The following is a 25,436-nucleotide window of genomic DNA, read 5'->3' as shown; positions in this document are numbered from 1 at the left end:
ACACAAGACGCAAGCGGCCTTTACACCTTGGCGTTCGCCTCGATGAAGCGTCGCACGGCGGCCTGGTCGCAGTCCATGATTTCCACGCGTTGCGGCAGGGATTCGAGATCGGCGAGGTTGCCCGGCGGCGTGGCCGGACGGCCCAGCGCCTCTTCGATGGTTTCCGAGAACTTCGCCGGCAAGGCGGTTTCCAGGACCAGCATGGGCACGCCGGGTTCGACGAAGTCGCGCGCGACCTTGACGCCGTCGGCGGTGTGGGGATCGATCAGCACGCCGGTTTCGTCGTAGACCGAACGGATCGTCGCCAGGCGGTCTTCGTGCGAGCTCGCGCCCGACACGAAGCCATAACGCTCCTCGAACTGCGGCTTCAGATCGGACAGGTCGAAAGACCCGTCGCGCGCCATGCCGGCCCACAGTTCCTTGACCCGAGCCGCGTCGCGGCCGACCAGGTCGAACACGAAGCGCTCGAAGTTCGAGGCGCGCGAAATGTCCATCGACGGGCTGGAGGTGGCGTAGGTCTGCTCGGCGGGACGCGGACGATAGACGCCAGTGCGGAAAAACTCTTCCAGCACGTTGTTCTCGTTCGTGGCCAGCACCAGGCGGCGGATGGGCAGGCCCATGCGGCGCGCAATGTGGCCGGACAGGATGTTGCCGAAGTTGCCCGAGGGCACCGCGAACGACACCTGCTCGCCAGCCTTGCTGGTGGCGCGCAGCCAGCCGTGAAAGTAGTACACCACCTGGGCGGCGATACGCGCCCAGTTGATGGAGTTGACCGCGCCCAAACGGTACTTGGTCTTGAACGCCAGATCGCCGGCCAGGGCCTTGACGATATCCTGGGCTTCGTCGAACACGCCGTGCACGGCGATGTTGTGGATGTTCTCGTCCTGCAGCGAATACATCTGGGCGCGCTGGAAGGCGCTCATGCGGCCATGCGGCGACAGCATGAACACCGCCACACCCTGTTTGCCGCGCAAGGCGTATTCCGCCGCCGAACCGGTGTCGCCGGAGGTTGCGCCCACGATGTTCAGGGTGGTGCCGCGCTTGGCCAGCACGTATTCGAAGACCTGGCCCAGGAACTGCATGGCCATGTCCTTGAAGGCCAGCGTCGGCCCCTCGGACAGGCCCAGCAGCGACAGGCCGCCGTCCAGCGGACGCAGCGGGACGATGTCCTCGCTGTTGAAGATCTGCTGGGTGTAGGCCGCGCGCGTCAGGCGGCGCAGGTCTTCGGCCGGGATGTCGGTGGCGAACAGCGACAGCACTTCGAACGCCAGGTCGGCATACGGCAGGCCGCGCCAGGACTCCAGCGTTTCGGCCGAGACCTGGGGCAGTTGCTCCGGCACCGCCAGGCCGCCATCCGGCGCCAGGCCTTCCAGCAGGATGTCCGAGAATTCCATCGCGGCCATGCCGCCGCGGGTAGAGATGTATTTCATGTCAGGTTTTCCACGCGTAGGCGCGTAACTTTCGAACGCACGAACGGTAGGGCTTCGATGCGTTCGATCGCCTGGTTGACGTTGCCTTCGACCGCTTCGTGCGTCAGGAAGATGATGTCGGCGCCGCCGATGTGCGACGGCTGCTGGATCATCGACCCGATGGAGATGGAGCGGTCGGCCAGGATGCGGGCGATGTCGGCCAGCACGCCCGGCTGGTCGTCCACGCGCAGGCGCAGGTAGTACGAGGTGCTGACCTGCTCGATCGGCAGGATCGGCGTGTCGGACATGGCGTCCGGCTGGAAAGCCAGGTGCGGTACGCGGTTGCCCGGGTCGGCGGTGTGCAGGCGGGTCACGTCGACCAGGTCGGCCACCACGGCCGAGGCGGTGGGCTCTTCGCCCGCGCCCTGGCCGTAATACAGCGTGGGGCCGACGGCGTCGCCCTTGACCAGCACGGCGTTCATCGCGCCCTCGACGTTGGCCAGCAGGCGTTCGGCCGGCACCAGCGCCGGATGCACGCGCAGCTCGATGCCATCCGGACGGCGCTTGGTGACGCCCAGCAGTTTGATGCGGTAGCCCAGGCGTTCGGCATGCTCGATGTCTTCGGCAGCCAGCTGCGAAATGCCTTCGATATAGGCGCGGTCGAACTGTACCGGCACGCCGAAAGCCAGCGAAGCCAGCAGGGTCAGCTTGTGGGCCGCGTCCACGCCTTCCACGTCGAACGTGGGATCGGCTTCGGCGTAGCCCAGGCGCTGGGCCTCGGCCAGCACATCGGCGAACGGCAGGCCGCGCGAGCGCATTTCAGACAGGATGAAGTTGGTGGTGCCGTTGATGATGCCGGCCACCCACTGGATGCGGTTGGCTGTCAGGCCTTCGCGGATCGCCTTGATGATGGGGATGCCGCCGGCGACGGCGGCTTCGAAGGTCACCATCACGCCGCGCTCGTGGGCGGCGGCGAAGATCTCATTGCCGTGCTTGGCCAGCAGCGCCTTGTTGGCGGTCACGACGTGCTTGCCGTTGGCGATGGCTTCCAGCACCAGCTCGCGCGCCAGCGTGTCGCCGCCGATCAGTTCGACGACGATGTCGATTTCAGGGTCGCGCACCAGCGCGTGCACATCGGTATCGACCAGGATCGCGTCGCCCACGCGCGCGCGCGCCTTGGCCACGTCGCGCACGGCGGCGCGGGTCACTTCGATGCGGCGTCCGGCGCGGCGCGCAATCTCTTCCGCGTTGCGCGACAACACCGCCCAGGTGCCGCCGCCGACCACGCCCAGGCCGAGCAGGCCGACTTTCATGGGTTTCATCGCGGCGCCTTCTGCGGGCGGGCGTTGAGGGGAATTCATTTTCGGTTCTCCATAACTGCTGTACGAGAGCTGCGCCCCCTGATACGGTGCCCCCCCTATCGGGATGCCGCGGATCCGGCTCCGCTGGTCCGCAGGCATGCCCCCTTGAGGGGGAAGCGCGCAGCGCTTCGGGGGTGGGCTCTACTTCAGCAATCCGTCCTTGCGGAACATGTCTTTGATGCCTCGCACCGCTTGCCGGGTGCGCTGCTCGTTTTCGATCAGGGCGAAGCGCACGTATTCGTCGCCATACTCGCCGAAGCCGATCCCGGGGGACACGGCTACCTTCGCATCCGACAGGACGCGCTTGGCAAATTCCAAAGAGCCCATCGCCCTGTAGGGTTCGGGGATCTGCGCCCAGATGTACATGGACGCCTTGGGAATTTCCACATTCCAACCTGCTTCATGCAAGCCGCGCACGAGCACGTCGCGGCGGCTTTGATACTGCGCCACGATTTCGTTCACGCAGTCCTGCGGACCGTCCAGCGCGGCGATGGACGCCACCTGGATCGGCGTGAACGTGCCGTAGTCGTGATAACTCTTGATGCGCGCGAGCGCGTTGACCAGCTCGCGGTTGCCGACCATGTAGCCGATGCGCCAGCCGGCCATGTTGTAGCTCTTGCTCATCGTGAAGAACTCGACGGCGACATCGCGCGCGCCGGGCACCTGCATGATGGACGGCGCCACGTAGCCGTCGAACGTGATGTCGGCGTAGGCCAGGTCGTGCACCACCAGGATGTCGTGTTCCTTGGCCAGCGCCACCACGCGTTCGAAGAACGACAGGTCCACGCACTGCGCGGTCGGGTTGCTGGGGAAGCCCAGCACCATCATCTTGGGCTTCGGGATGGATTCGCGCACGGCGCGCTCCAGTTCCTCGAAGAAGTCCACGCCCGGCGTCATGCGCACGGAACGGATGTTGGCGCCGGCGATGACCGCGCCGTAGATGTGAATCGGGTAGCTGGGGTTGGGCACCAGCACGGTATCGCCACGGTCCAGCGTGGCCAGCATCAAGTGGGCCAGGCCTTCCTTGGAGCCGATGGTGACGATGGCTTCGGAATCCGGATCGAACTCGACCGCGTAGCGGCGCTGGTACCAGTCACAGATCGCCTTGCGCAGGCGCGGGATGCCCTTGGACACGGAATAGCCGTGCGTGGTCGGACGCGTCGTCGCTTCCACCATCTTGTCGACGATGTGCTTGGGAGTCGCGCCGTCCGGATTGCCCATCGACATGTCGATGATGTCTTCGCCACGCCTACGCGCCGCCATCTTGAGCTCGCCGGTAATGTTGAAAACGTACGGGGGCAAACGCTCGATGCGGGAGAACTTCCTCATGATGGGAATCCTTAGGGGCGATAAAAGGGCAAAAAACCAGGGCGCGAATGCGCGAAGGGGAAAAGGGTCCGAAACGCTGCGCCGGCATGGGATTGCAGTGCAGCAAAACCCTGTAATCTAGCGCAAGGACGCCTGTGCGGCAAATGGGGAAAAAAAGGGGCCGATTTCGGGGGTTCCTCGAGAGGAATCGCGTGGCGTGAGGACTCCGTTTTGCCGCCGGGCCGCCCCAAGGCAAAACGCGCCCCCTCGGGGGGCAGCAAGCGAGCGCAGCGAGTGCGGCGTGGGGGCCCTTCCCCACACGTGGATACCCTGCAACATGGCGTCATCCTGATGCGCTATTATCGGGCCATATAGCCGGAGTTTTTATTGAAGCTGCATACCGATCCTGCGACGGCCGCTCTGAATACCGTCACCGCCTATGGTGATGGCTATATCGAGGTCAACCAGGTACGTTTTTCCTCCTCGGTCGCATTCGGCCCCGAAGGCGAAGTGACCCACTGGCCCGTTGAGTCGCCGGCCGACATCACCCCCACTCTCTTGCGCCAGGCGGCCGGATTGTCCGAGCCCGTCCGCGACCCCATGGCCTTTCTGGACGAACCGGAAGCCGCCCCCAGCCGCCCGGCGAATGCGCCGGAAGTGCTGCTGGTGGGCACCGGCGGGCGCCAGCAGTTCCTGCGCCCCGACGTGCTGCGCCCCCTGCTGGCGGCCGGCATCGGCGTCGAGATCATGGACACGCACGCCGCCTCGCGCACCTACAACATCCTGATGGCGGAGGGCCGGCGCGTGGTCGTGGCCCTCATCCCCCCCAACGGAGAATCCCAGAAATGACGCCGACCATAGGCAAACCCGCCCCGCTGTTCACCGCTGAAAGCACCATAGGTCCGATCAGCCTGGAGCAGTGCCAGGGCCGCGCCGTGATCCTGTATTTCTACCCCAAGGACAATACCCCTGGCTGCACCACCGAAAGCCAGGATTTCCGCGACCTGAACGCCGAGTTCCTGGCGGCCAGCGCCGTCGTCATCGGCATCTCGCGCGATTCGCTTAAGTCGCACGAGAACTTCAAGGCCAAGTACGAACTTCCTTTCCCTCTCATCTCCGACGCCGACGAAACCGTCTGCAATCTGTTCGGCGTCATCAAGCAAAAGAATATGTACGGCAAGCAGGTGCGCGGCATCGAGCGCAGCACCTTCCTGATCGATGCCTATGGCGTGCTGGTGCAGGAGTGGCGCGGGGTGAAGGTCCCGGGCCACGCCAAGGAAGTCCTGCAGGCAGCGAAAAGCATCGGTTAGCCGTGTAAGCACAGGTTTTACCCGTCAGGCGCTATAGCCGGCCCACACTGGAGAGTGACAAATATGCCGCTTCCGAAGTTGCCCACCCGTCCCGCAGCCATCCTGACCTTCCCCTCGGGCGAATCCGCCCGGGCGCAGGCCCGCAGCACCAAGACCGCCGCTGCGCGGTCCAGTACCCAGGCAGTCCTCGCCGAGGACGACGAAGACGAGTTGCTCGTCCAGCCCGAACTCGAAGGTCTGGCCGCACCGGCCCGGAAGGCGCAGATCCCGGCGCCCGCCCGCCAGGTGCCGCCGCCGGCGCCAGCCGCTCCCGCCGCGCGCGCCGAAACGCGCCGCGCCAAGCCGGCGCCCGCCAAGCGCACGAAAGCCCGCGCCCAGAACGAACCACGCAAGCTGTTCGTGCTGGACACCAACGTGTTGCTGCACGATCCCAGCTCCCTGTTCCGCTTCGAAGAGCACGACATCTTCCTGCCGATGATGACGCTCGAAGAGCTGGACCATCAGAAGAAAGGCATGTCGGAAGTGGCGCGCAACGCGCGCCAGGTCAGCCGTTCGCTGGACGCGCTGGTGCAGGACGCGAGCCAGCTGGACGAAGGGCTGGAGCTGACCAAGCTGGGCAACAAGGACGCCACCGGCCGCCTGATGTTCCAGACGACCGCGATCCACAGCACCCTGCCGTCCGACCTGCCCATGGGCAAGGCCGACAACCAGATCCTGGGCGTGGTCCGGGCGCTGCAGGAAAAGTACCCGCAGCGCGAAGTCGTGCTGGTGTCCAAGGACATCAACATGCGCCTGAAGGCGCGCGCGCTGGGCATGGCCGCTGAAGACTACTTCAACGATCACGTCATGGAGGACTCGGACCTGATGTACTCGGGCGTGATGCAGTTGCCCGAGGACTTCTGGAACAAGCACGGCAAGGATGTGGAATCCTGGCAACAGGGCGGCACCACCTTCTACCGCATCCACGGCCCGCTGTGCTCGCAGTTCGTGGTCAACCAGTTCGTCTACTTCGAAGGCCAGATGCCCCTGTACGCGCAGGTGCGCGAGGTCAGCGGCAAGATGGCGGTGCTGGCGACGCTGCGCGACTACACCCACGGCAAGAACAACGTCTGGGGCATCACCGCGCGCAACCGCGAGCAGAACTTCGCCATGAACCTGCTGATGAATCCCGAATGCGACTTCGTGTCGCTGCTGGGCCAGGCGGGCACGGGCAAGACGCTGCTGGCGCTGGCCGCGGGCATCACCCAGGTGCTGGAAACCAAGCGCTACACCGAAATCATCATGACCCGCGTCACGGTGCCGGTCGGCGAAGACATCGGTTTCCTGCCGGGCACGGAAGAAGAGAAGATGCTGCCCTGGATGGGCGCCCTGGAAGACAACCTGGACGTCCTGAACATGGGTGAAGGCGAAGGCAACGGCGACTGGGGGCGCGCCGCCACCATGGACCTGATCCGTTCGCGCATCAAGGTCAAGTCCCTGAACTTCATGCGCGGCCGCACCTTCCTCAACAAGTACCTGATCATCGACGAGGCGCAGAACCTGACGCCCAAGCAGATGAAGACGCTGGTCACGCGCGCGGGTCCGGGCACCAAGGTGATCTGCCTGGGGAACATCGCCCAGATCGATACGCCCTACCTGACCGAGGGCAGTTCCGGCCTGACCTTCGTGGTCGACCGCTTCAAGGGCTGGCCGCATTCAGGGCACGTCACACTGCAGCGCGGCGAGCGTTCGCGCCTGGCCGACTACGCCGGGGATGTGTTGTAAACCCTTGCCGCCAAAGGAAAAAGCCCCTTGATCGCTCAAGGGGCTTTTTTTTTGCCGGAGGCGACGGTTACTTGTCGGCGGCATTGGTAATGGCACTGCCAGCCTTTGACATGTCCTTGCCCATGCCCGCGACGGTGTTGCAACCGGCGAGGACAAAGCCGAACACGACGAAGGCGGTCAGCACGATCTTGCTGCGCATGCTGGCGCTCCTGAAGTAGTGAAAACGGATCCGGGGCGTACTTTAAACGATCTGGACGCGGAGTTCACCCAGGCCTTCGACGCCGCCGGTGATCACGTCGCCTTGCAGCACGGCGCCCACGCCTTCGGGCGTGCCGGTGAAGATGATGTCACCGGGTTGCAGTTCGAACAGGCCGGACAGGTAGGCAATGCTTTCAGGGATGTTCCACAACATCTGCGAGATGTCGCTGGACTGCTTGCGCTGGCCGTTCACGTCCAGCCAGATGGCGCCCTTGTCCAGAGTGCCGACGACGCTGCGCGGATGGATCGGGCCCAGCGGCGCGGACAGATCGAAGGCCTTGCCGATTTCCCAGGGACGGCCCTGCTTCTTCATTTCGCCTTGCAGGTCGCGGCGGGTCATGTCCAGGCCCAACGCATAGCCCCACACGCAATCATTGGCCTGCTCCACCGGAATGTCGCGGCCGCCCTTGCCCAGCACCACGACCAGTTCCATCTCGTAGTGCAGATTGGAAGTCTTGGGCGGATACGGCATCTTGCCGGTTTCGCCGTCGGCCACGCTCAGCACGGCATCGGCGGGCTTGCAGAAGAAGAACGGATCTTCGCGGCCGGTGAAGCCCATTTCCTTGGCGTGCTCAGCGTAGTTGCGGCCGACGCAATAAACGCGGCGCACCGGAAACAGCGCGGCGCTGCCGGCAACGGGAACCGCGACGGGCGGCTGGGGGGGCAATACGTAGTCCATGTTCACTCGACCTATGAAGAATACGTGGCCGGAATCCGGCAGAAGAATACAGCCAGGCCCGCGAGGCGCCCGCTACCGCGGGCGGCCCCTCTGGAGGCGGGCCGGACAGGGAAAAGCCATCCGCGAGTTTATCCCTTTCCGGGGGGCAAGGCGCGGTCCGGGACGTTCAGCTGAAAGTAGGAATTTCCCCGTCGTACACCACCAGCCGCTCGATGAAACCGGCCATGTACGCCTTCATTTCCTGGTGCGCAGGGGACACCTGGTAGCGGTCATGCGCGGGGCTGTCCGCGAACGCCGCCACCACGGCGTGGGTCAGGCCGTCCGAACGGCTGGCCTGATTGGGCCGGAAGGCGTATCCCGCCACCCCGTCGCACTCGGCCAGGATGCGCTGGCAATAGCCTTGGACGCGGTCATGGAAGCGCGCATCGGCGGCGCTGGACAGTTGCAGCATTACGACATGCAAGAACATCAGAATTCCTTTCTCTTGCGGGTAAGCGCCAGCCAGGCCCGCGAGACCAGACCCATGATGCCATCGCGGAACAAGAGGACGCAGAGGACGAAGATCGCGCCCTGGACGATGAGCACCCATGAGCCCAGCGGCGCCAGGTAGTTCTGCAGCGACACGAAGGTGAAGGCGCCGGCCAGCGGGCCGAACACCGTGCCGATGCCGCCCAGCAGCGCCATCAGCACCACTTCGCCGTTGGCGTGCCAATGCACGTCCGTCAGCGAGGCGACGCCAAACACCAGCACCTTCAGGCCGCCGGCCAGCCCCGCCACCGAGGCCGACAGCGTGAAGGCCATCAGTTTGTAGCGCGACGTGGAGTACCCCAGCGAACGCGCGCGCTGTTCGTTGTCGCGCACCGAGCGGATCACTTCGCCGAAGGGCGAATTCAACACGCGCAGCACGAAGGCATAGCCCAGCGCGAACACCGCCAGCGTGAAGTAGTACATGGGCATCACGCCTTCCAGGTCGAAGATGCCGAACAGCTTGCCGCGCGGCACGCTCTGCAGGCCGTCCTCGCCGCCGGTAAAGCCCGCCTGGACCGCAATGAAGTACACCAGCTGCGACAGCGCCAGCGTAATCATGGCGAAGTAGATTCCCTGGCGGCGGATGGCGATGGCGCCGAACGCCAGGCCCAGCAAGCCGCCCGTCACCACCCCGGCCAGCAGGCCGAGCTCGGGCGTGGCGCTCAACAGCTTCATCACGATGCCGGTGGCATAGGCTGCCGCGCCGAAGAACGCGGCATGGCCGAACGACAGCAGGCCCACATAGCCCACCAGCAGATTGAAGGCCGCGGCGAACAGCGCGAAGCACAGTACCTTCATCAGGAAGGTCGGATAGATGAACCAGGGCGCGGCCACGGCGGCCAAGGCCAGCGCTGCCATCGCCACGCGCATGCCGCGGCGGCTCAGCTGCACCGGCTCGCGCGTCGCCTCGGCGGCCAGCACGTTCTGCACTTGCAGGGGTTTGCCGAACAGGCCGGCGGGCTTGCACAGCAGCACCAGCACCATGATGATGAAGATCGCCAGGTTGGCGGCCTCGGGATAGAACACCTTGGTCAGGCCTTCGATGATGCCCAGGCCGAAGCCGCTGACGATGGCGCCCATGATGGAGCCCATACCGCCGATCACCACCACCGCAAACACCACCACCACCAGGTTGGAGCCCATCATTGGACTGACCTGGTAGATGGGCGCGGCGATCACGCCCGCCACCGACGCCAGCGCCACGCCCAGCGCGTAGGTCAGCGTGATGAGCAGCGGCACGTTGATGCCGAAGGAGCGCACCACGGTCGGGTTTTCCGTGGCCGCGCGCAGCATGGCGCCCACGCGGGTCTTCTCGATCAGCACCCAGACGGCCAGGCACAGCACCAGCGACACCGCCACCGCCCAGCCGCGATACCAGGGCAGGAACATGAAGCCCAGGTTGATGCCGCCGGTCAGCGCCTTGGGTATGGTGTAGGGCAGCCCCGACACGCCGTAGGCCTGGCGCAAGCCGCCTTCGATCAGCAGCGCGATGCCGAAGGTCAGCAACAGGCCATATAGATGGTCCATGCGGTAGGTGCGCGAGATCAGCAGGCGCTCGACCACAATGGCGAACACGGCCATGATGAGCGGCACCAGCACCAGCGCGGCCCAGTAATTCACGCCCAGGTAGTTCAGCAGCATCCAGGCCAGGAACGCGCCCGCGGTGTACTGCGCGCCATGGGCGAAGTTGATGATATTCAACAGGCCGAAGATCACCGCCAGTCCGATCGACAGCAGCGCGTAGAACGAGCCGTTGATCAGGCCGAGCAGCAGCTGGCCGAATAGTGCCGTGGACGGCACGCCGAAAATTTCGAACACGTGGATTCTCCCCTCAGACACCCAGGCGGCGCTTGATCCGCTCGGGATCGTTGCGCGCTTCTTCGGCCGACAGCTGATCGACGACGCAGCCGTGCTCCATGACGTAGTGGCGGTCGGCCACCTTGGTCGCGAAACGGAAGTTCTGCTCGACCAGCACGATGGTGAAGCCTCGCTCCTTCAAGGTGCGGATGGCCTGCCCGATCTGCTGCACGATGACTGGCGCCAGGCCCTCGGTGGGCTCGTCCAGCAGGATCAGCTGGGCGCCCGTGCGCAGGATGCGCGCGATCGCCAGCATCTGCTGTTCGCCGCCGGACAGGTTGCCGCCGGAGCTGGCGCTGCGCTCGCGCAAGTTGGGAAACAGCGTGTAGATCTCGTCCAGCGACATGCCGCCGTCGGCCAGACGCGGCGGCAGCATCAGATTTTCGGTCACGTCCAGGCTGCGGAACACGGCCCGCTCTTCCGGGCAATACACCACGCCCAAGCGTGGAATGCGGTGCGGCGCCATGCCCACGGTCTCGTGGCCGTTCAGGCGGATGGAGCCGCGGCGCTTGTCCATGATGCCCATGATGGCGCGCAGCGTAGTGGTCTTGCCCGCGCCGTTGCGGCCCAGGATGGTGACGAGTTCGCCGCGCCGCACTTCCATGGCCACACCGTGCAGCACGTGGGATTCGCCATACCAGGCGTTGAGGTCCTTGATCTCCAGCATCTCAGTGCGCCTCCTCGTCCGAGCCCATGTATGCGGTGATGACGCGCTCGTCGCTGGACACGGTGGCGTAGTCGCCCTGGGCCAGCACCGCACCGCGCGCCAGCACCGTAATGGTGTCGGACAGGTCCGCCACCACCGACAGGTTGTGTTCGACCATCAGGATGCTGCGGTTGGCCGACGCGCGCCGGATCAGCGCGGCGATGCGGGTCACGTCTTCCTGGCCCAGGCCCGCCATGGGTTCGTCCAGCAGCATGATTTCCGGTTCCAGCGCCAGGGTCATCGCGATCTCCAGCGCGCGCTTGCGGCCATAAGGCAGCAAGGCCGCCGTGGTATCCGCCAGGCCGCTCAGGCCGACGGCGTCCAGCAGCTCCATGGCGCGGCCGTTCAGGCGGTCGATGCTGCTGCGGCTGCGCCAGAAGCGCCAGCCGTCGCCGTGCTGGCGCATCAGCGCCACGCGCATGTTCTGCAGCGCAGTCAGGCCCAGAAACACCGCCGATATCTGGAACGAGCGGACGATGCCCAGGCGCGCGATCTGCTCGGGCGCCTGCGCCGTGATGTCGCGGCCGCGGTAGTGGATGACGCCCGCGTCGGGCGTGAGGAACTTGGTCAGCAGGTTGAAGCAGGTGGTCTTGCCTGCGCCGTTGGGGCCGATCAAGGCATGGATGGAGCCTTCACGCAGGGACAAGGAGACGCCGTCGACGGCGTTGAAGCCGCCGAAGCGCTTGATCAATCCCTGCGCGGACAGGACCGCTGGGGTGTTCATGGGCGCGCTCCTACATGCGGGCCAGCAGGCCGCCGTCGATCGCCAGGACGTGTCCGTTGACGAACGAAGCGCCCGGCGAGGCCAGGTAGACCACGGCCGGCGCGATGTCTTCCGGCGCCGCCCAACGGCCAGCGGGCACCGCCGTGGCCAGGAAGGACTGGAACTGCGGATTGTCCTGCAGCCCCTGCGTGAAATCGGTGCGCACGAAGCCGGGCGCCAGCGCGTTGCAGGTGATGCCGCTGGCGCCGTATTCGACCGCCAGCGCGCGGGCGAAGGCCGCGATCGCGCCCTTGGCGGTGGCATAGGCGGCAATGTTGGGCATGGTGGCCTGCCCCGCCACGGACGACATCAGCACGATGCGGCCAAAGCCGCGCTTGCCCATGCCGGGCAGCACCGCCCGCGCGCAATGGAAGGCGCCGTTGACGTGCACGTTCTGCAGGGCCTGCCATTCGGCGGAACTCATTTCCACCACCGGCTTGCGGTTCTGGTTGCCGGCACTGCTGACCAGCACGTCGATCGCCAGCCCAGCGATCTCCAGCTGTGCGACGGCATCGGCCACCGCCTTTTCGTCGGCCACGTCGAAAGGCGCGCCATGGGCCTTGATGCCCTCGGCCGCCAGGCGCTCGCAGGCGGCGGCGCAAGCGTCGCCCGACAGATCGTTGATTACCACCTGGGCGCCCGCCTGACCCAGGGCCCGCGCGATGGCGTAACCCAGTCCCCGTGCTGCGCCGGTCACCAGCGCGACGCGCCCCGCCAGACCGAACGTGCGGTCCAGATAGTCGTGTTTCAAGCTTGTCTCCTTGGTCTTATATGTGCCGGATTTCTTGGCCCGGCCTGTGTCGCTGCATGCTTTCGTCAGGCGAAAACACGATTGACATAAATCTCAATATACGCGACTATTTTTAAACACTCAATAACAAGATTTTTTCTTTATCTCTCATAAAGAGTTCTGGTAGGAGACATCATGGCCCTGGAAACTCCCGGCTGCCCCGCAGCCAACGCCTTGCCGCCCCTGGCTTCACGCTTCCTCAAGGTTGCTGATTTGCCATGGAAGCCGACGCAGGTGGAAGGCATAGACATGAAGGTGCTGATGCAGGACAAGGAGACCGGCCTCCTGACCGCCCTGTTCCGTTGGCAGCCGGGCACCGAACTGCCTTTGCACGAGCACGTGGAGGTCGAACAAACCTTCGTGCTGGAAGGTTCGATCGTCGACGCCGAAGGCGAAGTCTGCGCCGGCGACTATGTGTGGCGCCCGCGCGGCAACCAGCATGTGGCGCGCGCACCCAACGGCGCCCTGGTGCTGAGCTTCTTCCTGAAACCCAATATGTTCATCGACGCCTACGCCGGCCAGACGCTGGAATAGGCCCCTACAAGAAGACCCGGCGCGACCGTCCGGCACAGGTCGGCGCGCAAGAACGAAGCCCCCGAGGAGACATACCCATGAAGACCCGTTTGAAGAACAGCCTGGCCGCCTGCGTGCTGGGCGCCCTGTCCGTATCCGCCCAGGCGCAAGTGTCGGATGACGTCGTGAAGATCGGCGTGCTGGGCGACCAATCCGGCATGATGGCCGACCTGTCCGGCAAGTTCGGCGTGGAAGCCGTGAAGATGGCCGTCGAGGATTTCGGCGGCAGCGTGCTGGGCAAGCCCATCGAAGTGATCTCGGCCGACCACCAGAACAAGGTCGACATCGGCGTGGCGACCGCGCGCCGCTGGTACGAGAACGACAAGGTGGACCTGATCCTGGACGTACCCAATTCCGCCATCGCGCTGGCGGTGCAGGACCTGACCCGCCAGATGAAGCGCGTGGTGATCTTCACCAGCGCCGGCTCGGCCGACCTGACCGGCAAGGCCTGCTCGCCCAACGGCATGCACTGGACCTATGACACCTACGCCTACGCCACCGGCGTGGCCAATGGCGTCATGGAAGACGGCGGCAAGAGCTGGTACTTCATCACCTCCGACTATGCCTTCGGCCATTCGCTGGAGCGCGACGCCATGGCGGTGGTCAAGGCCAAGGGCGGACAGGTGGTCGGCAGCGTGCGCCACCCCATCGCCAGCGCGGATTTCTCGTCGTTCCTGCTGCAGGCGCAAGCGTCCAAGGCGCAGGTGATCGGCCTGGCCAACGGCAGCGGCGACACCATCAACAGCATCAAGCAGGCGTTCGAGTTCGGCATCATGGGCAGCAAGCAGCGCGTGGCCGCCCTCTTCATGAGCATCGTGGACGTGCGCAGCGTGGGGCTGGAATACGCGCAGGGCCTGAACCTGGTGGAGCCCTTCTACTGGGACCTGGACGACAAGTCGCGGCAATGGTCCGAGCGCTACTTCAAGCGCACTGGCCGCATGCCGTCCATGGTCCAGGCCAGCAACTACAGCGCCGCCATGCACTACCTGAACGCCATCAAGGCGGCCGGCACGGATGCTTCCGAGCCGGTGCTGAAGAAGATGCATGAGACGCCCATCAACGACTTCATGACCGAGAACGGCCGCATCCGCGAGGACGGCCGCATCATGCGCGACCTGTACCTGTTCCAGGTCAAGAAGCCGTCGGAATCCAAGCGCGACTGGGACTACTACAACCTGGTGCGCAAGATTCCGGCCGAACAGGCCTTCCGCCCGCTCAAGGACGGCGCCTGCCCGCTGGTGAAATCGTGATGGACGGCGCGCTTGGGCTGCTGGCCGGCAAGCGCGCCATCGTCACGGGGGGCGCCAACCCCCGTGGCATAGGCGCCGCCATCGTCGACCTTTTCATCGCGCAGGGTGCGGCCGTCGCCGTGCTGGACCAGGCTTATCCGGAAGGCGCCAGCGCGACGCTGGCCGCCGGCCGCATCGACCTGCACTGCGACGTGTCGCGCACGGCCTCCTGCGAGGCGGCGATCGAGCGCGCCAGGGATGCACTGGGCGGCATCGATGTACTGGTCAACAACGCCGGCATCGTCGCCGCCACGCGCATCTGGGACCTGCCCGAGGACGAGTTCCGCCGCATGGTCGAGGTCAACCTGACCGGCACCTACAACGTCACGCATGCGGCGCTGCCCGAATTGCTGCAAAGCCCGCGGCGCCCGGCCATCGTCAACCTGGGCTCCACCGCCGCGCTGCGCGGCGGCGGCCTCCTGGGGGGTTCGCACTATGCGGCGTCCAAGGGCGGCGTCATCAGCTTCACCAAGGCGCTGGCCCGGGAACTCGGCCCGCGCGGCGTGCGCGCCAACTGCGTGGCCCCCGGCATCATCGAGACGGACATGACGCTGGGGAAATTCGGCGAAAATTGGGAACAAGAACTCAAACAGGGCATTCCGCTACAGCGCTTCGGCTCGCCCGCCGAAGTCGCGCAGGCCATACTTTTCCTGGCTTCGGACCTGTCCTCCTACTCAACCGGCATCGTGGTCGACGTCAATGGCGGCTTCCACATTCACTAGGCGCGCCCTTCCGCAATGAGCACTCCAGACCGCATGTTGTCCATCCTCGACCTCTTTCGCGACGACACCACCGCCGCGTTCCAGGAAGACGTCATGGCGCATCTGGACTGCTCGCGCGCCACGGCCTACCGCTACCTGAAGTCCCTGACCGAAAGCGGGCTGCTCGCGCCCACCGCGGGCGGCGCCTATGTGCTGGGATCGCGCATCATCGAGCTGGACCGTCATCTGCGCCGGCACGATCCCCTGATGCGGGCGGCGCGCGAGGTCATGCGCGCCACCGGCGACGAGCTGCACGCCAACCTGATGCTGTGCAATTACTACGGCGACAAGGTCATGTGCGTGGACCGCTACTGGACCGACGACTCCATCGAATCCAGCTATGCGCGCGGCCGTCCCTACACCATGTTCCATGGCGCCACGGCCAAGCCCATCCTGGCCAACCTGCCGCCGTACCAGCTGCGCAACCTGATGCTGTGGCACGCGGCCGAAATCCGCGAGGCCGGGTTGGGCGAGGACTGGGATGAGTTCCGCGCCAACCTCAAGCGCCTGCGCGCCGCCGGCGTGTACGTGTCGCATGGCGAGGTCGACCCGGGGCTGATAGGCATAGGCTCGGCCATCTTCAGCGCCGAACAGAAGGTGGTGGGCAGCCTGGTGTTCATCGCCGCGGAAGCGCGCACCTCGGCCGAGCGGTTGGAGGTACTACAGGCGCGCATCCAGATCGCGGCCGCGCAGGTGTCGCGCAATCTTCAGGCCCCGCAAAGCAACGGCGCGGCGGCGATCGGCATCATGCCGTCGCGGCCGCGCCGCACCAAGTCCCCGGCCGGAGCAACGCCGGCCAGAACCAGGAAACCGTAATCAGGCTTTGTTGTAGCGCTCGGCGCTGCGGACGATTTCCTCGTGCGCGGCGTCCAGGCCCTTCCAGCCCTTGACCTTGACCCACTTGCCCTTTTCCAGGTCCTTGTAGTGCTCGAAGAAATGCTGGATGCGGGAGATGTCTTCCGCCGGCAGATCTTCGTAGGACTTGATGTTGCGGTACGGGGGGTACAGCTTTTCGATCGGCACCGCCAACAGCTTGGCGTCGCCGCCCGATTCGTCGTCCATTTCCAGCACGCCGATGGCGCGGCAGCGCACCACCGCGCCGATCTGGATCGGGAACGGAGTCAGCACCAGCACGTCGGCGGGGTCGCCGTCTTCGGACAGGGTTTGCGGGATGTAGCCGTAGTTGCACGGATAGTGCATGGCGGTCAGCATGAAGCGGTCAACGAAAATCGCGCCCGTGTCCTTGTCGACCTCGTACTTCACCGGGTCGGCGTTCATGGGGATTTCGATGATGACGTTGAAGTCTTCCGGCAGCTTCTTGCCAGGGGAGACGCGATCAAGACTCATGATTCAACCTTGTTGTGTGTCTGAAGGATTGTTCAAATCGAGCCGTCGTCCTTGAACGGCGGCTTGGTCGCCGGCACGGGCGCGGCGGCCGGCGCGGGCTTGGACCCTGCGGGCGTGGCCGGCGCGTACGTGGGCACGGGATCATCGAAAGCCGCCGCCGGAATGGGGGCGCTATCGAAGTACTCGTCGATGTCGGAGGTACTGCCGCCAGCCAGCGGGGCGTCTTCGGGAGCCAGTGCGCGTTCGCGCTGCTCTTTATTCACGCGGGCGTCCGGATCCAGCACGTAGTCGGAAGCCGAGGCCGCCACCGCCGGCGGCAGCGCGGGGTAATCGCCGCCCAGTTCGGCGTCGCCGTCGGTATCGGACAGACCCACCGCATAACCGCCTTCGGCGTCCACGCGATAGGGATCGGAACCGGTATCCGCGGCCGGCAAGGCGGCATCCGCCGCCAGCACCGGCAACGCCATGCTGGCCGCCGTTGCCAGGCGCCAGTGGCGCACCGCGTCGGCGGGACGTTCCAGACGGTCATACAGGCTGCCCAGCAGCGCATGCGTCTGCGCGTCGCTGCGGCGGCTGAGGCTGCGCAGCAGATAGCGTTCGGCCTGGCCCCAGAGCTGGCCGTTCAGGCACAGCATGCCCAGCGCGGTCAGCAGGTCGGGATCGGTGGGACGCTGTTGCAGCCAGGTCTCGGCGCGCGCCAGTCGGCGCGAAACCTGTTCGGCTTCGCAACGGGCGTAGGCCGCCACCAAAGCCGGATTGAACTTCACGGCGACTGCGGCTTCCAGCACGCGCGCGGCCTCGCTGGCTTCGCCGACGGCCTCGAACGCGGCCGCGCCCGCCAGCGCGATTTCCGGCAGCAGCCGTTCCTCGGCCTTCAGGTCCTTCCAGATGGCGCGCCAGGCCTCGCTGCCGCCAGCCGCTGCGGCGCGCAGGCGCGCCGCGCCCGAAGCGTCGATCAGGAGGTCGGCTTCGGCACGGGCCAGGGCATTGCGACGCACCAGGCCGCGCGCCAGCGTGAAGACCTGTTCGTCGTGATGCAGGGCAGTATGCGCGCGCAGCAGCAGGCGCATGGTGTGCAGATGGCGCGCGCCGCCGTCGGCCAGCGGCTCCAGCACGCCCAGCGCGCGCTCGGCGCGGCCTTGGTCCAGCAGCATGTCGGCCGACACCGTGGCGGTGGCTTCGATCAGGCCGGCGTCCGTGCCGGCCTGTTCCTGCGCGGTCGCCAGCAGGCGGTCGCGGCGGTCGAATTCGCCCAGGCCATGCGTGGCGCGGGCTGCGGACAAGGCCGCCAGCACGCGGCGCGTCTGGACCTTGGTCTGGTCCAGCAGCTTGGTGAGATCTTTTTCGGCGGTGGTGTAGCGCCCTTCCAGCAGGCCGATCCAGCCGCGCTCCAGCAATTCGTGGTCGCGCGCCTGGGCGCGCTTGCCGCGCCAGGCCCGCACGCGGTCGGGGATGGCCAGCAGCCATGCCAGCAGGCGCAGGCCCACGTACAGCACGATAAAGGCCGCAACGATGAGCAGGACCGCGAGCGTCAGCGACATGTTGATGCGCCACGGCCAGACCAGCAACAGCACGTTGCCGGAGTGTGAACGCAGCACCACCGCCAGGGCGACGGCGACGACGGCGAGCAGCAGTGTCCAGAACCAGGTACGCATAAGCCTCAGTCCTGCCCGCTGGTCTTGAAGCCCGCGGCGCGCAGCGCAGCCACGGCGTTCAGGCTGTCGGCCACTTCCGGCATGCGCACGGCGATGTCGGTCTGCGCCAGTTCGCGCGCCAGCGTCTGGGCGGCGACGGTGTCGGGGGAACGGTTGTCGAAATACTTCGCGAGCGTGACGCCGACGTTGTCGAATTCGCTCTTCCAGACGGCAGGCTGGCGCATCAGCATGGCCAGTTGCGCCGTCAGCAGGCGCTGGCGCAGGGTGCCGCGCACCTGGTCGGCCTGTTCGGGCGACAGCAGCAGGGCCGCGGGCTCGTCCACGCGCTGGATCGTGATCAGGCCGCCCAGTTCATGGGCCAGCGCGGCGCCCGCGCGGCCGGGCCAGGAGGCCATCTCGGCGCGCCAGCGCTGCCACCAGGGCGCGTCGGCCGGGAGGCCGGCCAGCGGATCCACCGCGGGGGCCGGCGTGGCCGTGGGAGCGGTTTCGCCGGCAGGCGCCACGCCCGGCGCGGCGGCGTCCGGCACCAGCAGGGGCGCCTTGCCGATCAGGGCCACCAGGCGGTCGATGCGGGCCGACTGGGCGGGAATATCCACGGTGGACACGGCGCGCAGGCGGTCCAGGTCGCCGTTGATGGCTTGCTGCAGGCTGGAGAAGCGCGGGCGGTCGGCGCGCGCCAGGCGCGATTGCGCGGTTTCCAGCGCCACGATCGCGTTGGAGACGTTGCCGGCCAGACGCAGTTGCTGATTCGCGATGGTCAGCAAGCGCTCGACGTCGTTGGCGAGCAGTTCGTCGCTGGCGCTGTCGTTGAAGTTCTGCCAGGCCAATTGCAGAGCGTTGTACTGGCTTTGCGTTTCACGCACGGTGTCTTCGAGCTCGCCGACGCGGCCGGCCTGGGCTTGCGCCAGGGCCAGGGCCTCGCGCGTGTCCTTGCGGGCCTGCGCGAGATCGGTGGTCAGCGTTTCGAGGCGCGTGGCAACCTCGCGGCCAGCGGACACGAATTGGGTGCGCTGCATCCAGAGGGCGTAACCCAGGCCGGCTGCCAGCAGGATGAGAATGATGAGGGCGGGGACCAGCGGGCCACTGCCACTCTTGGCCGGGCGGGCCTTGACGGAATCGGCCGGGGCCGACGCGGGCGCGCTTGCACCCGGGGCGGCCGTCGGAACGACCGGATCGGTAGCGGGAGTCTTGTCTGTCATGACGCGATTGTATTCGGTGTCAGTCCGATGCAACGAATCAAGCAGCAACAAAAGCCTGGAATATCGACTCGTCGTTGGGCAGGCAGATTTTTACCATTGGCCGCGCCCCGCCTTCGTGACAGGCCTGTGGCACGCGGCGCTCCAGGGAGGGATGCGTCAGCACGAAGCGGCAGCGCGCCCACCAGTCCGCCAGGCCGGCGGCATCCAGGCCGGCCCGCAGCGCGTCCGCCCCTTCGCCGCTGGTGATCAGCCAGGTCGCAGGAATGCCCGCGCCAGCCCAGCGTCGCAGGCTGGCAAGTTGATCGGCGCCCCAGTTCGCCGGGCGGCGCAGGTAGGCGGCATGGCGGGTCACCGCCGCGCCGTGCGCCTCGAGCCTGTCACCCAGCCAGTCCCTGCCCTGCGTGCCGCGCACCAGCAGCACGCGGCGGGGGCGTTGCGGCAAGCCCTGCAAGACCTGCCAAAGCGCCTCGGAATCGTGGCTGGGAGCGTTCTCGGGGGGATGCAAAACTGTTGTATTCGCGCCAAAACAGGCGGACTGGCGCAAGGCCTGGGCGCTGGCCGGCCCGACGGTGGCGGCGATGACCTCGGCCGGCCAAGGGACGGGCCCGTCCGCCTGGGCCCACTGCTCCAGGTATAGCCTGGCCGCGTTGCCGCTGACGAACACGACCATGTCGTAGTCGGAGGGGCGCGGCGGCCCGCCATCCATGGCCGGCAAGGCCTGGATTTCCAGGGCAGGAAGTATGCAGGGCGTCCAGCCGGCGCCGAGCAGGCGGCCGGCCAGCGCCTCGTTGCGGCCATCGGGCCGCGTCAGGATGGCGACCCGCGGCAGCTCGGCGGCTGCGGACGCCGTGACCATCAGTCGGGCCTGGGTTCGTCTTGCAGCAGTTCGCGCAGGATGTCCTGCGCGCCCGCGTCCAGCAGCGCCTGGGCCGCCGCCTCGCCGATGGCCTGGGCATCCGCCACGGGCCCGCTGCGGGACGCATGGACCATGCGCACGCCGTCGGGCGACGCCACCAGCGCGCGCAGCGACAAGGTGCCGCCGGCGATCTCGGCGTACGCCGCCAGGGGTACCTGGCAAGAGCCGCCCAGCTTGCGGGACACGGCGCGCTCGGCCACCACACAGGAAGTGGTATCGGCGCTGACCAGCGGCGCCAACCATGCGCGCATGTCGTCGCGGTCGTCGCGGATCTCGATGCCCAGGGCGCCCTGCCCGGCCGCCGGCAGGCTATCTTCCGGTTCAAGCAGGCTGCGGATGCGCGCGCCCAGGCCCAGTCGCTCCAGGCCTGCCGCAGCCAGCACGATGGCGTCGTATTCGCCCTTGTCCAGCTTGCCAAGGCGCGTGTCGAGATTGCCGCGCAGCGGCTTCACCACCAGTTCGGGATAGCGCGCGCGGATCTGGGATTCGCGGCGCAGGCTGGACGTGCCGACGACGGCGCCCGCCGGCAGATCGGCCAGCGTGTCATGCGTGTTGGAGACGAAGGCATCGCGCGGATCGGCGCGATCGAGGACGGCGCAAAGCTCGAACGGGGCTTGCAGATCGACCGGCACGTCCTTCAAGGAGTGCACGGCCAGATCGGCGCGTCCGTCGAGCAGCGCGTTTTCGAGTTCCTTGACGAAGAGACCCTTGCCGCCCACCTTGGAGAGCGTGCGGTCGAGGATCTGATCGCCTCGGGTCGTCAGGGTGAGCAGCTCAACCGCGCACGCCGGGTACAGCGTGCGCAGCCGGTCGCGCACATGCTCGGCTTGCCACAGGGCAAGCCGGCTGGCGCGGGTCGCGATGACCAGGCGTTGCGGTAGAGACACGAGACGGCATCAAACGAAATTGGAGACGATGACCGTCGCGACTACCCCGAGGATGGCCAGCACGAAAAGGCCCTGAAGGAGGCTCAGGCCCGATTCGGATTGCTGGGGATCGACGGATCTACGCAGACTCATGTGCTGATTCCTTGGAAGCGGTTTTGCGGCTTGCCAGCCACCGTCCAAGGACAACAACGAGCAAGGCGCCGATAATTTCTGCAGCGATTTTAACCGTAGTGGGCTGAACACCGAATTGACGTTCGACAACCACGTCGGTAATCAGCATGCCACCGGCGATCCAGCCCAGCAAAGCCGCGCCAAACGTAACCACCAGCGGATAGCGGTCGATGAGCTTGAGCACCAGGGTGCTGCCCCAGATGATGATCGGCACGCTGACGATCAAGCCGAAGGCAACCAGACCGATCTGATGGTCGGCATGGGCGTTCTGGGCTGCGCCGGCGATGGCGATCACGTTGTCCAGGCTCATTACGAAGTCGGCGATGATGATGGTCTTGATCGCGGCGGCAATGGATGTGCCGCCCTTCACGTTGCCATGGGCGTCGTCCTCGGGGACCAGGAGCTTGACGCCGATCCAGACCAGCAGCAGACCGCCCACGACCTTCAGGAACGGAATCGACAGCAGCGTCAGGGCGAAGGCGATCAGGACCACGCGCAGGATGATGGCGCCCGCGGTACCCCACAGAATGCCTTGCATGCGCTGCTTGGGCGCCAGATTGCGGCAGGCCAGCGCGATCACGACGGCGTTGTCGCCGCCGAGCAGGATGTCGATGAGGATGATCTGGAATACCGCTGTCCAACTCAGCGTCTGTAGAAACTCAAGCACTATGAACCCCCGAAGGCATTTATGAAAAGAGTGGCCGGTCCCGGTCCGGCATGGCTCGCCGCGCTAGGCGCGGCGAGCTTATTCAGTACAACTTATTAGTATAATTCAGCTTTCAGTCAGCTTTCTGGCGCATCAGCAAAACTTTACCGATAGCCAGCACCAGGACCGCGCCCAGCACGCCCGTCATCAGCGCAAAGCTATGCTGCGTGATCCCCAGTGCCGCATCGATACGCGCCACCGGTTCCTGCAAGGCCGGATCGCCCACCAGCAGTTCGCCCGCGATGAACCCCAGCAGCGCCGCGCCTACCCAGACAATGACCGGGAAACGCTCGATGACCTTCAGGAGCAGCGTGCTGCCGAAGATGACCAGCGGAATACTGATGGCCAAGCCCAATACCAGCAAGGTCGTATCGCCCATGGCGGCGGCGGCGACGGCCACCACATTGTCCAGGCTCATGACCAGGTCGGCAATCATGATAGTGCGGATTGCGGTCAGCAGATTGCCTTGCGTCTTGCCCGCGCCGTCTTCCTCGCCTTCAGGCAACAGCAGCGTCACGCCGATGTAGACCAGGAGCAGCGCGCCGATCAGCTTGAGCCACGGCAGCAAGAGCAGCTTGGCCGCCACCAGCGTCAGCACGATACGCATGATGATCGCTGCGGCGGAGCCGACCACGATCGCTTTTTTCTGTTGGGCCGGAGGCAGCGAACGCGCCGCCAGCGCAATAACCACGGCGTTGTCGCCCGATAGCAGAATGTTGACCCAAATGATCTGGAGCAACGCTATCCAGAATGCCGCTGAACTGAGTTCCATGCCTCTCTTTCCTAGGTGTGATCCCCCTAGGACAAACCAAATGAATGGGTGAAATAAGACGAAAAAAACGTACTGACCGCCTTGGTGCGAGCCCGGCGACATTCTTGCTTGGTACGCGTGGAATTTCTTTCATTATAGTTTCGTTCAGCTTTCCGTATGTTTGCCAGGCCGCGGCATGGACGCGGGATTTCCCTAGGATTGCGGAAAAAAGACGAAAAAAAGCCCGCCATGGCGGGCTTGGGATGGCGCTTGCAGGTCGCTGGAAATCAGGGGTTTGACGCCAGGACCAGGCTTGCGCCAGCAGGCTCGCGGCGCCGGACGCAAAAGCGCCCGGACACCCGGCCTGGAGCTTTTTACAGCACCGACTTGAGCAGCTTGCCCATTTCGGACGGGTTGCGCGTGGTGCGGATGCCGCAGGCTTCCATGACTTCCAGCTTGGCGTCGGCAGTGTCGGCGCCGCCGGAGATCAGCGCGCCGGCGTGGCCCATGCGCTTTCCGGGAGGAGCGGTGACACCGGCGATGAAGCCGACGACCGGCTTCTTCATGTTGTCCTTGGCCCACTCGGCGGCGTTGACTTCGTCCGGACCGCCGATTTCGCCGATCATGATGACGGCGTCGGTGTCGGGATCGTCATTGAACATCTTCAGCACGTCGACGTGCTTCAGGCCGTTGATGGGATCGCCACCGATGCCGACGGCGCTGGATTGACCCAGGCCCAGCTCGGTGACTTGCGCCACGGCTTCGTACGTCAGGGTGCCCGAACGGCTGACGATGCCGATGCGGCCCTTGCGGTGGATGTGACCGGGCATGATGCCGATCTTGATTTCGTCGGGGGTGATCAGACCCGGGCAGTTCGGGCCCAGCAGCAGGGTCTTGCTGCCCTTGGCCTTCATGCGGTTCTTGACTTCCAGCATGTCGCGGACCGGGATGCCTTCGGTGATGCAGATCACCAGATCCAGTTCGGCCTCGACGGCTTCCCAGATGGCGGCGGCGGCGCCCGCGGGCGGCACGTAGATGACCGACACGGTCGCGCCAGTGTCAGCCTTGGCGTCCTTCACCGAAGCGAAAATCGGCACGCCTTCGAAGTCTTCACCCGCCTTCTTGGGGTTCACGCCGGCCACGAAGGCGGCCTTACCATTGGCGTACTCACGGCACATGCGGGTGTGGAACTGGCCCGTCTTGCCCGTGATGCCCTGGGTGATGACCTTGGTGTCCTTGTTGATCAGAATCGACATTTGTGAATCCTTGGGTTTTTCTTTACTTGACGGCGGCTACGACGCGGGTGGCGGCTTCGGCCATCGTGTCGGCGCTGATGATCGGCAGACCGGAGTCGGCCAGCATCTTCTTGCCGAGTTCTTCGTTGGTGCCCTTCATGCGGACGACCAGCGGCACGTTCAGGTTGACGGCCTTGCAAGCAGCGATCACGCCTTCGGCGATGACGTCGCAGCGCATGATGCCGCCGAAGATGTTGACCAGGATGGCCTTCACGCTCTTGTTCTTGAGCATGATCTTGAAGGCTTCCGTGACCTTCTCGGCCGTGGCGCCGCCGCCGACGTCCAGGAAGTTGGCCGGCTCGCCGCCGAACAGCTTGATGGTGTCCATGGTGGCCATGGCCAGACCGGCGCCGTTCACCAGGCAGCCGATGTTGCCGTCGAGCTGGATGTAGGCCAGGTCGAACTTGCTGGCTTCGATTTCAGCCGGATCTTCTTCGTCCAGGTCGCGGTAGGCGACGATTTCCGGGTGGCGGAACAGGGCGTTGGGATCGAAGTTGAACTTGGCGTCCAGGGCGATGATGTTGCCCTTGCTGTCGCGGTTCAGCGGGTTGATTTCGACCAGGGAGGCGTCGGTGTCCATGTAGCACTTGTAGAGCTTCTGGAACACGTCCACGGCTTGGGCGGTGGAATCAGCGGGCAGGCCGATCGCGTTGGCGATCTTGGTGGCTTGCTCGGCCGACAGGCCGGTCAGCGGGTCGATGTATTCGGTGATGATCTTCTCGGGAGTGGAGTGGGCCACTTCCTCGATGTCCATGCCGCCTTCGCTGGAGGCGATGAAGGCGACCTTCTGGGTGGCGCGGTCGGTGACCAGCGACACGTAGTATTCCTTCTGGATGTCAGCGCCGTCTTCGATGTACAGGCGACGGACCTTCTGGCCTTCCGGGCCGGTCTGGTGCGTGATCAGCTGCATGCCCAGGATTTCCGAGGCCAGCTTGCGGACGTCGTCCAGCGAGCGCGCCAGCTTCACGCCGCCGCCCTTGCCGCGGCCGCCCGCGTGGATTTGTGCCTTGACGACCCACACCGGTCCACCCAGCTTTTCAGCGGCAGCCACGGCCTCGTCGACGGAAAGAGCGGGAATCCCGCGCGGCACGGGGACGCCAAATTGCTTCAGCAGTTCCTTGCCTTGATACTCGTGGATTTTCATGTGTTACCT

At 65.7% G+C, this 25,436-nt stretch carries 27 protein-coding genes; 7 read left to right on the top strand and 20 right to left on the bottom strand.

Annotated features, from left to right (window positions below; translation table 11 throughout):
• Positions 1 to 20 precede the first annotated feature (20 nt).
• The 3 genes from thrC to alaC all read right to left on the bottom strand — a co-directional run bounded on the left by thrC (position 21) and on the right by alaC (position 4,099).
• The gene (gene thrC / locus AXYL_RS09450) at positions 21 to 1,430 is read right to left on the bottom strand and encodes a threonine synthase (RefSeq protein WP_013392568.1); all 1,410 of its coding nucleotides are present in this window, start codon (positions 1,428 to 1,430) and stop codon (positions 21 to 23) included.
• The gene (locus AXYL_RS09445) at positions 1,427 to 2,731 is read right to left on the bottom strand and encodes a homoserine dehydrogenase (protein WP_013392567.1); all 1,305 of its coding nucleotides are present in this window, start codon (positions 2,729 to 2,731) and stop codon (positions 1,427 to 1,429) included. Before AXYL_RS09445 ends, thrC begins: the two co-directional genes overlap by 4 nt.
• A 180-nt stretch (positions 2,732 to 2,911) precedes the next feature.
• The gene (gene alaC / locus AXYL_RS09440) at positions 2,912 to 4,099 is read right to left on the bottom strand and encodes an alanine transaminase (RefSeq protein WP_008164319.1); all 1,188 of its coding nucleotides are present in this window, start codon (positions 4,097 to 4,099) and stop codon (positions 2,912 to 2,914) included.
• A 366-nt stretch (positions 4,100 to 4,465) separates the two neighbouring features.
• Here alaC and AXYL_RS09435 point away from each other — a divergent pair, with 366 nt between their 5' ends.
• The 3 genes from AXYL_RS09435 to AXYL_RS09425 all read left to right on the top strand — a co-directional run bounded on the left by AXYL_RS09435 (position 4,466) and on the right by AXYL_RS09425 (position 7,152).
• Positions 4,466 to 4,927, top strand: a complete 462-nt coding sequence (locus tag AXYL_RS09435; protein ID WP_013392566.1) for an Mth938-like domain-containing protein — start codon at positions 4,466 to 4,468, stop codon at positions 4,925 to 4,927.
• Complete coding sequence (locus AXYL_RS09430) at positions 4,924 to 5,388, top strand: peroxiredoxin (protein ID WP_013392565.1); 465 nt, start codon at positions 4,924 to 4,926, stop codon at positions 5,386 to 5,388. Before AXYL_RS09435 ends, AXYL_RS09430 begins: the two co-directional genes overlap by 4 nt.
• Before the next feature lie 63 nt (positions 5,389 to 5,451).
• A complete protein-coding gene (locus tag AXYL_RS09425; protein ID WP_013392564.1) occupies positions 5,452 to 7,152 on the top strand; it encodes a PhoH family protein in 1,701 nt (566 codons plus the stop codon).
• Positions 7,153 to 7,219: 67 nt separating this feature from the next.
• On the opposite strand, the gene AXYL_RS09420 is transcribed toward AXYL_RS09425, so the two are convergent.
• From AXYL_RS09420 to AXYL_RS09390, 7 genes are all read right to left on the bottom strand, one after another.
• A complete protein-coding gene (locus AXYL_RS09420; protein ID WP_013392563.1) occupies positions 7,220 to 7,351 on the bottom strand; it encodes an entericidin A/B family lipoprotein in 132 nt (43 codons plus the stop codon).
• Between the two features lie 42 nt (positions 7,352 to 7,393).
• Positions 7,394 to 8,089, bottom strand: a complete 696-nt coding sequence (locus AXYL_RS09415; protein WP_013392562.1) for a fumarylacetoacetate hydrolase family protein — start codon at positions 8,087 to 8,089, stop codon at positions 7,394 to 7,396.
• A gap of 166 nt (positions 8,090 to 8,255) precedes the next feature.
• Positions 8,256 to 8,558, bottom strand: a complete 303-nt coding sequence (locus AXYL_RS09410; protein ID WP_013392561.1) for a Dabb family protein — start codon at positions 8,556 to 8,558, stop codon at positions 8,256 to 8,258.
• Positions 8,558 to 10,435, bottom strand: coding sequence for an ABC transporter permease (locus AXYL_RS09405; protein ID WP_013392560.1), 1,878 nt, complete (start codon positions 10,433 to 10,435; stop codon positions 8,558 to 8,560). The genes AXYL_RS09410 and AXYL_RS09405 overlap by 1 nt, the downstream gene beginning before the upstream one ends.
• A 13-nt stretch (positions 10,436 to 10,448) precedes the next feature.
• Entirely contained in the window at positions 10,449 to 11,141 is a 693-nt protein-coding gene (locus AXYL_RS09400) for an ABC transporter ATP-binding protein (RefSeq protein WP_013392559.1), read from the bottom strand.
• Position 11,142: 1 nt separating this feature from the next.
• Entirely contained in the window at positions 11,143 to 11,904 is a 762-nt protein-coding gene (locus tag AXYL_RS09395; RefSeq protein ID WP_013392558.1) for an ABC transporter ATP-binding protein, read from the bottom strand.
• A gap of 10 nt (positions 11,905 to 11,914) precedes the next feature.
• Positions 11,915 to 12,694, bottom strand: coding sequence for an SDR family NAD(P)-dependent oxidoreductase (locus tag AXYL_RS09390; protein WP_013392557.1), 780 nt, complete (start codon positions 12,692 to 12,694; stop codon positions 11,915 to 11,917).
• A 174-nt stretch (positions 12,695 to 12,868) separates the two neighbouring features.
• Here AXYL_RS09390 and AXYL_RS09385 point away from each other — a divergent pair, with 174 nt between their 5' ends.
• From AXYL_RS09385 to AXYL_RS09370, 4 genes are all read left to right on the top strand, one after another.
• The gene (locus tag AXYL_RS09385; RefSeq protein WP_013392556.1) at positions 12,869 to 13,267 is read left to right on the top strand and encodes a cupin domain-containing protein; all 399 of its coding nucleotides are present in this window, start codon (positions 12,869 to 12,871) and stop codon (positions 13,265 to 13,267) included.
• Between the two features lie 77 nt (positions 13,268 to 13,344).
• A complete protein-coding gene (locus tag AXYL_RS09380; RefSeq protein ID WP_013392555.1) occupies positions 13,345 to 14,556 on the top strand; it encodes an ABC transporter substrate-binding protein in 1,212 nt (403 codons plus the stop codon).
• Positions 14,556 to 15,317: an SDR family NAD(P)-dependent oxidoreductase gene (locus tag AXYL_RS09375; RefSeq protein WP_013392554.1), complete on the top strand. Its 762-nt coding sequence runs from the start codon at positions 14,556 to 14,558 to the stop codon at positions 15,315 to 15,317. Before AXYL_RS09380 ends, AXYL_RS09375 begins: the two co-directional genes overlap by 1 nt.
• Positions 15,318 to 15,332: 15 nt before the next feature.
• A complete protein-coding gene (locus AXYL_RS09370; RefSeq protein WP_041652995.1) occupies positions 15,333 to 16,172 on the top strand; it encodes an IclR family transcriptional regulator in 840 nt (279 codons plus the stop codon).
• Here the strand turns inward: AXYL_RS09370 and ppa are convergent, their stop codons facing one another.
• The 10 genes from ppa to sucC form a co-directional block, all read right to left on the bottom strand.
• Positions 16,173 to 16,703 carry an inorganic diphosphatase gene (gene ppa / locus AXYL_RS09365; RefSeq protein ID WP_013392552.1) on the bottom strand — a complete coding sequence of 177 codons (531 nt, stop codon included), beginning with the start codon at positions 16,701 to 16,703 and terminating at the stop codon, positions 16,173 to 16,175.
• A 32-nt stretch (positions 16,704 to 16,735) separates the two neighbouring features.
• Positions 16,736 to 18,358 carry a heme biosynthesis HemY N-terminal domain-containing protein gene (locus AXYL_RS09360; RefSeq protein WP_013392551.1) on the bottom strand — a complete coding sequence of 541 codons (1,623 nt, stop codon included), beginning with the start codon at positions 18,356 to 18,358 and terminating at the stop codon, positions 16,736 to 16,738.
• A gap of 5 nt (positions 18,359 to 18,363) precedes the next feature.
• Positions 18,364 to 19,557, bottom strand: coding sequence for a uroporphyrinogen-III C-methyltransferase (locus AXYL_RS09355; protein ID WP_013392550.1), 1,194 nt, complete (start codon positions 19,555 to 19,557; stop codon positions 18,364 to 18,366).
• A 37-nt stretch (positions 19,558 to 19,594) separates the two neighbouring features.
• Positions 19,595 to 20,413: a uroporphyrinogen-III synthase gene (locus tag AXYL_RS09350; protein WP_013392549.1), complete on the bottom strand. Its 819-nt coding sequence runs from the start codon at positions 20,411 to 20,413 to the stop codon at positions 19,595 to 19,597.
• A complete protein-coding gene (hemC, locus tag AXYL_RS09345; protein ID WP_013392548.1) occupies positions 20,413 to 21,360 on the bottom strand; it encodes a hydroxymethylbilane synthase in 948 nt (315 codons plus the stop codon). Before hemC ends, AXYL_RS09350 begins: the two co-directional genes overlap by 1 nt.
• Positions 21,361 to 21,369: 9 nt before the next feature.
• Positions 21,370 to 21,492 carry a hypothetical protein gene (locus AXYL_RS35410; protein WP_006218348.1) on the bottom strand — a complete coding sequence of 41 codons (123 nt, stop codon included), beginning with the start codon at positions 21,490 to 21,492 and terminating at the stop codon, positions 21,370 to 21,372.
• Positions 21,479 to 22,198 carry a TerC family protein gene (locus AXYL_RS09335; RefSeq protein ID WP_013392547.1) on the bottom strand — a complete coding sequence of 240 codons (720 nt, stop codon included), beginning with the start codon at positions 22,196 to 22,198 and terminating at the stop codon, positions 21,479 to 21,481. Before AXYL_RS09335 ends, AXYL_RS35410 begins: the two co-directional genes overlap by 14 nt.
• 112 nt (positions 22,199 to 22,310) lie before the next feature.
• Complete coding sequence (locus tag AXYL_RS09330) at positions 22,311 to 23,009, bottom strand: TerC family protein (protein ID WP_013392546.1); 699 nt, start codon at positions 23,007 to 23,009, stop codon at positions 22,311 to 22,313.
• A gap of 353 nt (positions 23,010 to 23,362) precedes the next feature.
• Complete coding sequence (sucD, locus tag AXYL_RS09325; protein WP_013392545.1) at positions 23,363 to 24,244, bottom strand: succinate--CoA ligase subunit alpha; 882 nt, start codon at positions 24,242 to 24,244, stop codon at positions 23,363 to 23,365.
• A gap of 22 nt (positions 24,245 to 24,266) precedes the next feature.
• Positions 24,267 to 25,427: an ADP-forming succinate--CoA ligase subunit beta gene (gene sucC, locus AXYL_RS09320; protein WP_013392544.1), complete on the bottom strand. Its 1,161-nt coding sequence runs from the start codon at positions 25,425 to 25,427 to the stop codon at positions 24,267 to 24,269.
• Between the last annotated feature and the right edge of the window lie 9 nt (positions 25,428 to 25,436).

Source organism: Achromobacter xylosoxidans A8 (genome assembly GCF_000165835.1).
Lineage (GTDB): Bacteria > Pseudomonadota > Gammaproteobacteria > Burkholderiales > Burkholderiaceae_B > Achromobacter > Achromobacter xylosoxidans_B.
This window is presented reverse-complemented; position numbering and strand designations above follow the sequence as displayed.

Excerpts from the sequence above, each read along its gene's own strand:
- thrC (WP_013392568.1), bottom strand. The coding sequence starts at position 1,430 with ATGAAATACATCTCTACCCGCGGCGGCATGGCCGCGATGGAATTCTCG.
- AXYL_RS09445 (WP_013392567.1), bottom strand. The coding sequence starts at position 2,731 with ATGAAACCCATGAAAGTCGGCCTGCTCGGCCTGGGCGTGGTCGGCGGC.
- alaC (WP_008164319.1), bottom strand. The coding sequence starts at position 4,099 with ATGAGGAAGTTCTCCCGCATCGAGCGTTTGCCCCCGTACGTTTTCAAC.
- AXYL_RS09430 (WP_013392565.1), top strand. The coding sequence starts at position 4,924 with ATGACGCCGACCATAGGCAAACCCGCCCCGCTGTTCACCGCTGAAAGC.
- AXYL_RS09425 (WP_013392564.1), top strand. The coding sequence starts at position 5,452 with ATGCCGCTTCCGAAGTTGCCCACCCGTCCCGCAGCCATCCTGACCTTC.
- AXYL_RS09420 (WP_013392563.1), bottom strand. The coding sequence starts at position 7,351 with ATGCGCAGCAAGATCGTGCTGACCGCCTTCGTCGTGTTCGGCTTTGTC.
- AXYL_RS09415 (WP_013392562.1), bottom strand. The coding sequence starts at position 8,089 with ATGGACTACGTATTGCCCCCCCAGCCGCCCGTCGCGGTTCCCGTTGCC.
- AXYL_RS09410 (WP_013392561.1), bottom strand. The coding sequence starts at position 8,558 with ATGTTCTTGCATGTCGTAATGCTGCAACTGTCCAGCGCCGCCGATGCG.
- AXYL_RS09400 (WP_013392559.1), bottom strand. The coding sequence starts at position 11,141 with ATGCTGGAGATCAAGGACCTCAACGCCTGGTATGGCGAATCCCACGTG.
- AXYL_RS09395 (WP_013392558.1), bottom strand. The coding sequence starts at position 11,904 with ATGAACACCCCAGCGGTCCTGTCCGCGCAGGGATTGATCAAGCGCTTC.
- AXYL_RS09385 (WP_013392556.1), top strand. The coding sequence starts at position 12,869 with ATGGCCCTGGAAACTCCCGGCTGCCCCGCAGCCAACGCCTTGCCGCCC.
- AXYL_RS09380 (WP_013392555.1), top strand. The coding sequence starts at position 13,345 with ATGAAGACCCGTTTGAAGAACAGCCTGGCCGCCTGCGTGCTGGGCGCC.
- AXYL_RS09375 (WP_013392554.1), top strand. The coding sequence starts at position 14,556 with ATGGACGGCGCGCTTGGGCTGCTGGCCGGCAAGCGCGCCATCGTCACG.
- AXYL_RS09370 (WP_041652995.1), top strand. The coding sequence starts at position 15,333 with ATGAGCACTCCAGACCGCATGTTGTCCATCCTCGACCTCTTTCGCGAC.
- ppa (WP_013392552.1), bottom strand. The coding sequence starts at position 16,703 with ATGAGTCTTGATCGCGTCTCCCCTGGCAAGAAGCTGCCGGAAGACTTC.
- AXYL_RS09360 (WP_013392551.1), bottom strand. The coding sequence starts at position 18,358 with ATGCGTACCTGGTTCTGGACACTGCTGCTCGCCGTCGTCGCCGTCGCC.
- AXYL_RS09355 (WP_013392550.1), bottom strand. The coding sequence starts at position 19,557 with ATGACAGACAAGACTCCCGCTACCGATCCGGTCGTTCCGACGGCCGCC.
- AXYL_RS09350 (WP_013392549.1), bottom strand. The coding sequence starts at position 20,413 with ATGGTCACGGCGTCCGCAGCCGCCGAGCTGCCGCGGGTCGCCATCCTG.
- AXYL_RS35410 (WP_006218348.1), bottom strand. The coding sequence starts at position 21,492 with ATGAGTCTGCGTAGATCCGTCGATCCCCAGCAATCCGAATCGGGCCTG.
- AXYL_RS09330 (WP_013392546.1), bottom strand. The coding sequence starts at position 23,009 with ATGGAACTCAGTTCAGCGGCATTCTGGATAGCGTTGCTCCAGATCATT.
- sucD (WP_013392545.1), bottom strand. The coding sequence starts at position 24,244 with ATGTCGATTCTGATCAACAAGGACACCAAGGTCATCACCCAGGGCATC.
- sucC (WP_013392544.1), bottom strand. The coding sequence starts at position 25,427 with ATGAAAATCCACGAGTATCAAGGCAAGGAACTGCTGAAGCAATTTGGC.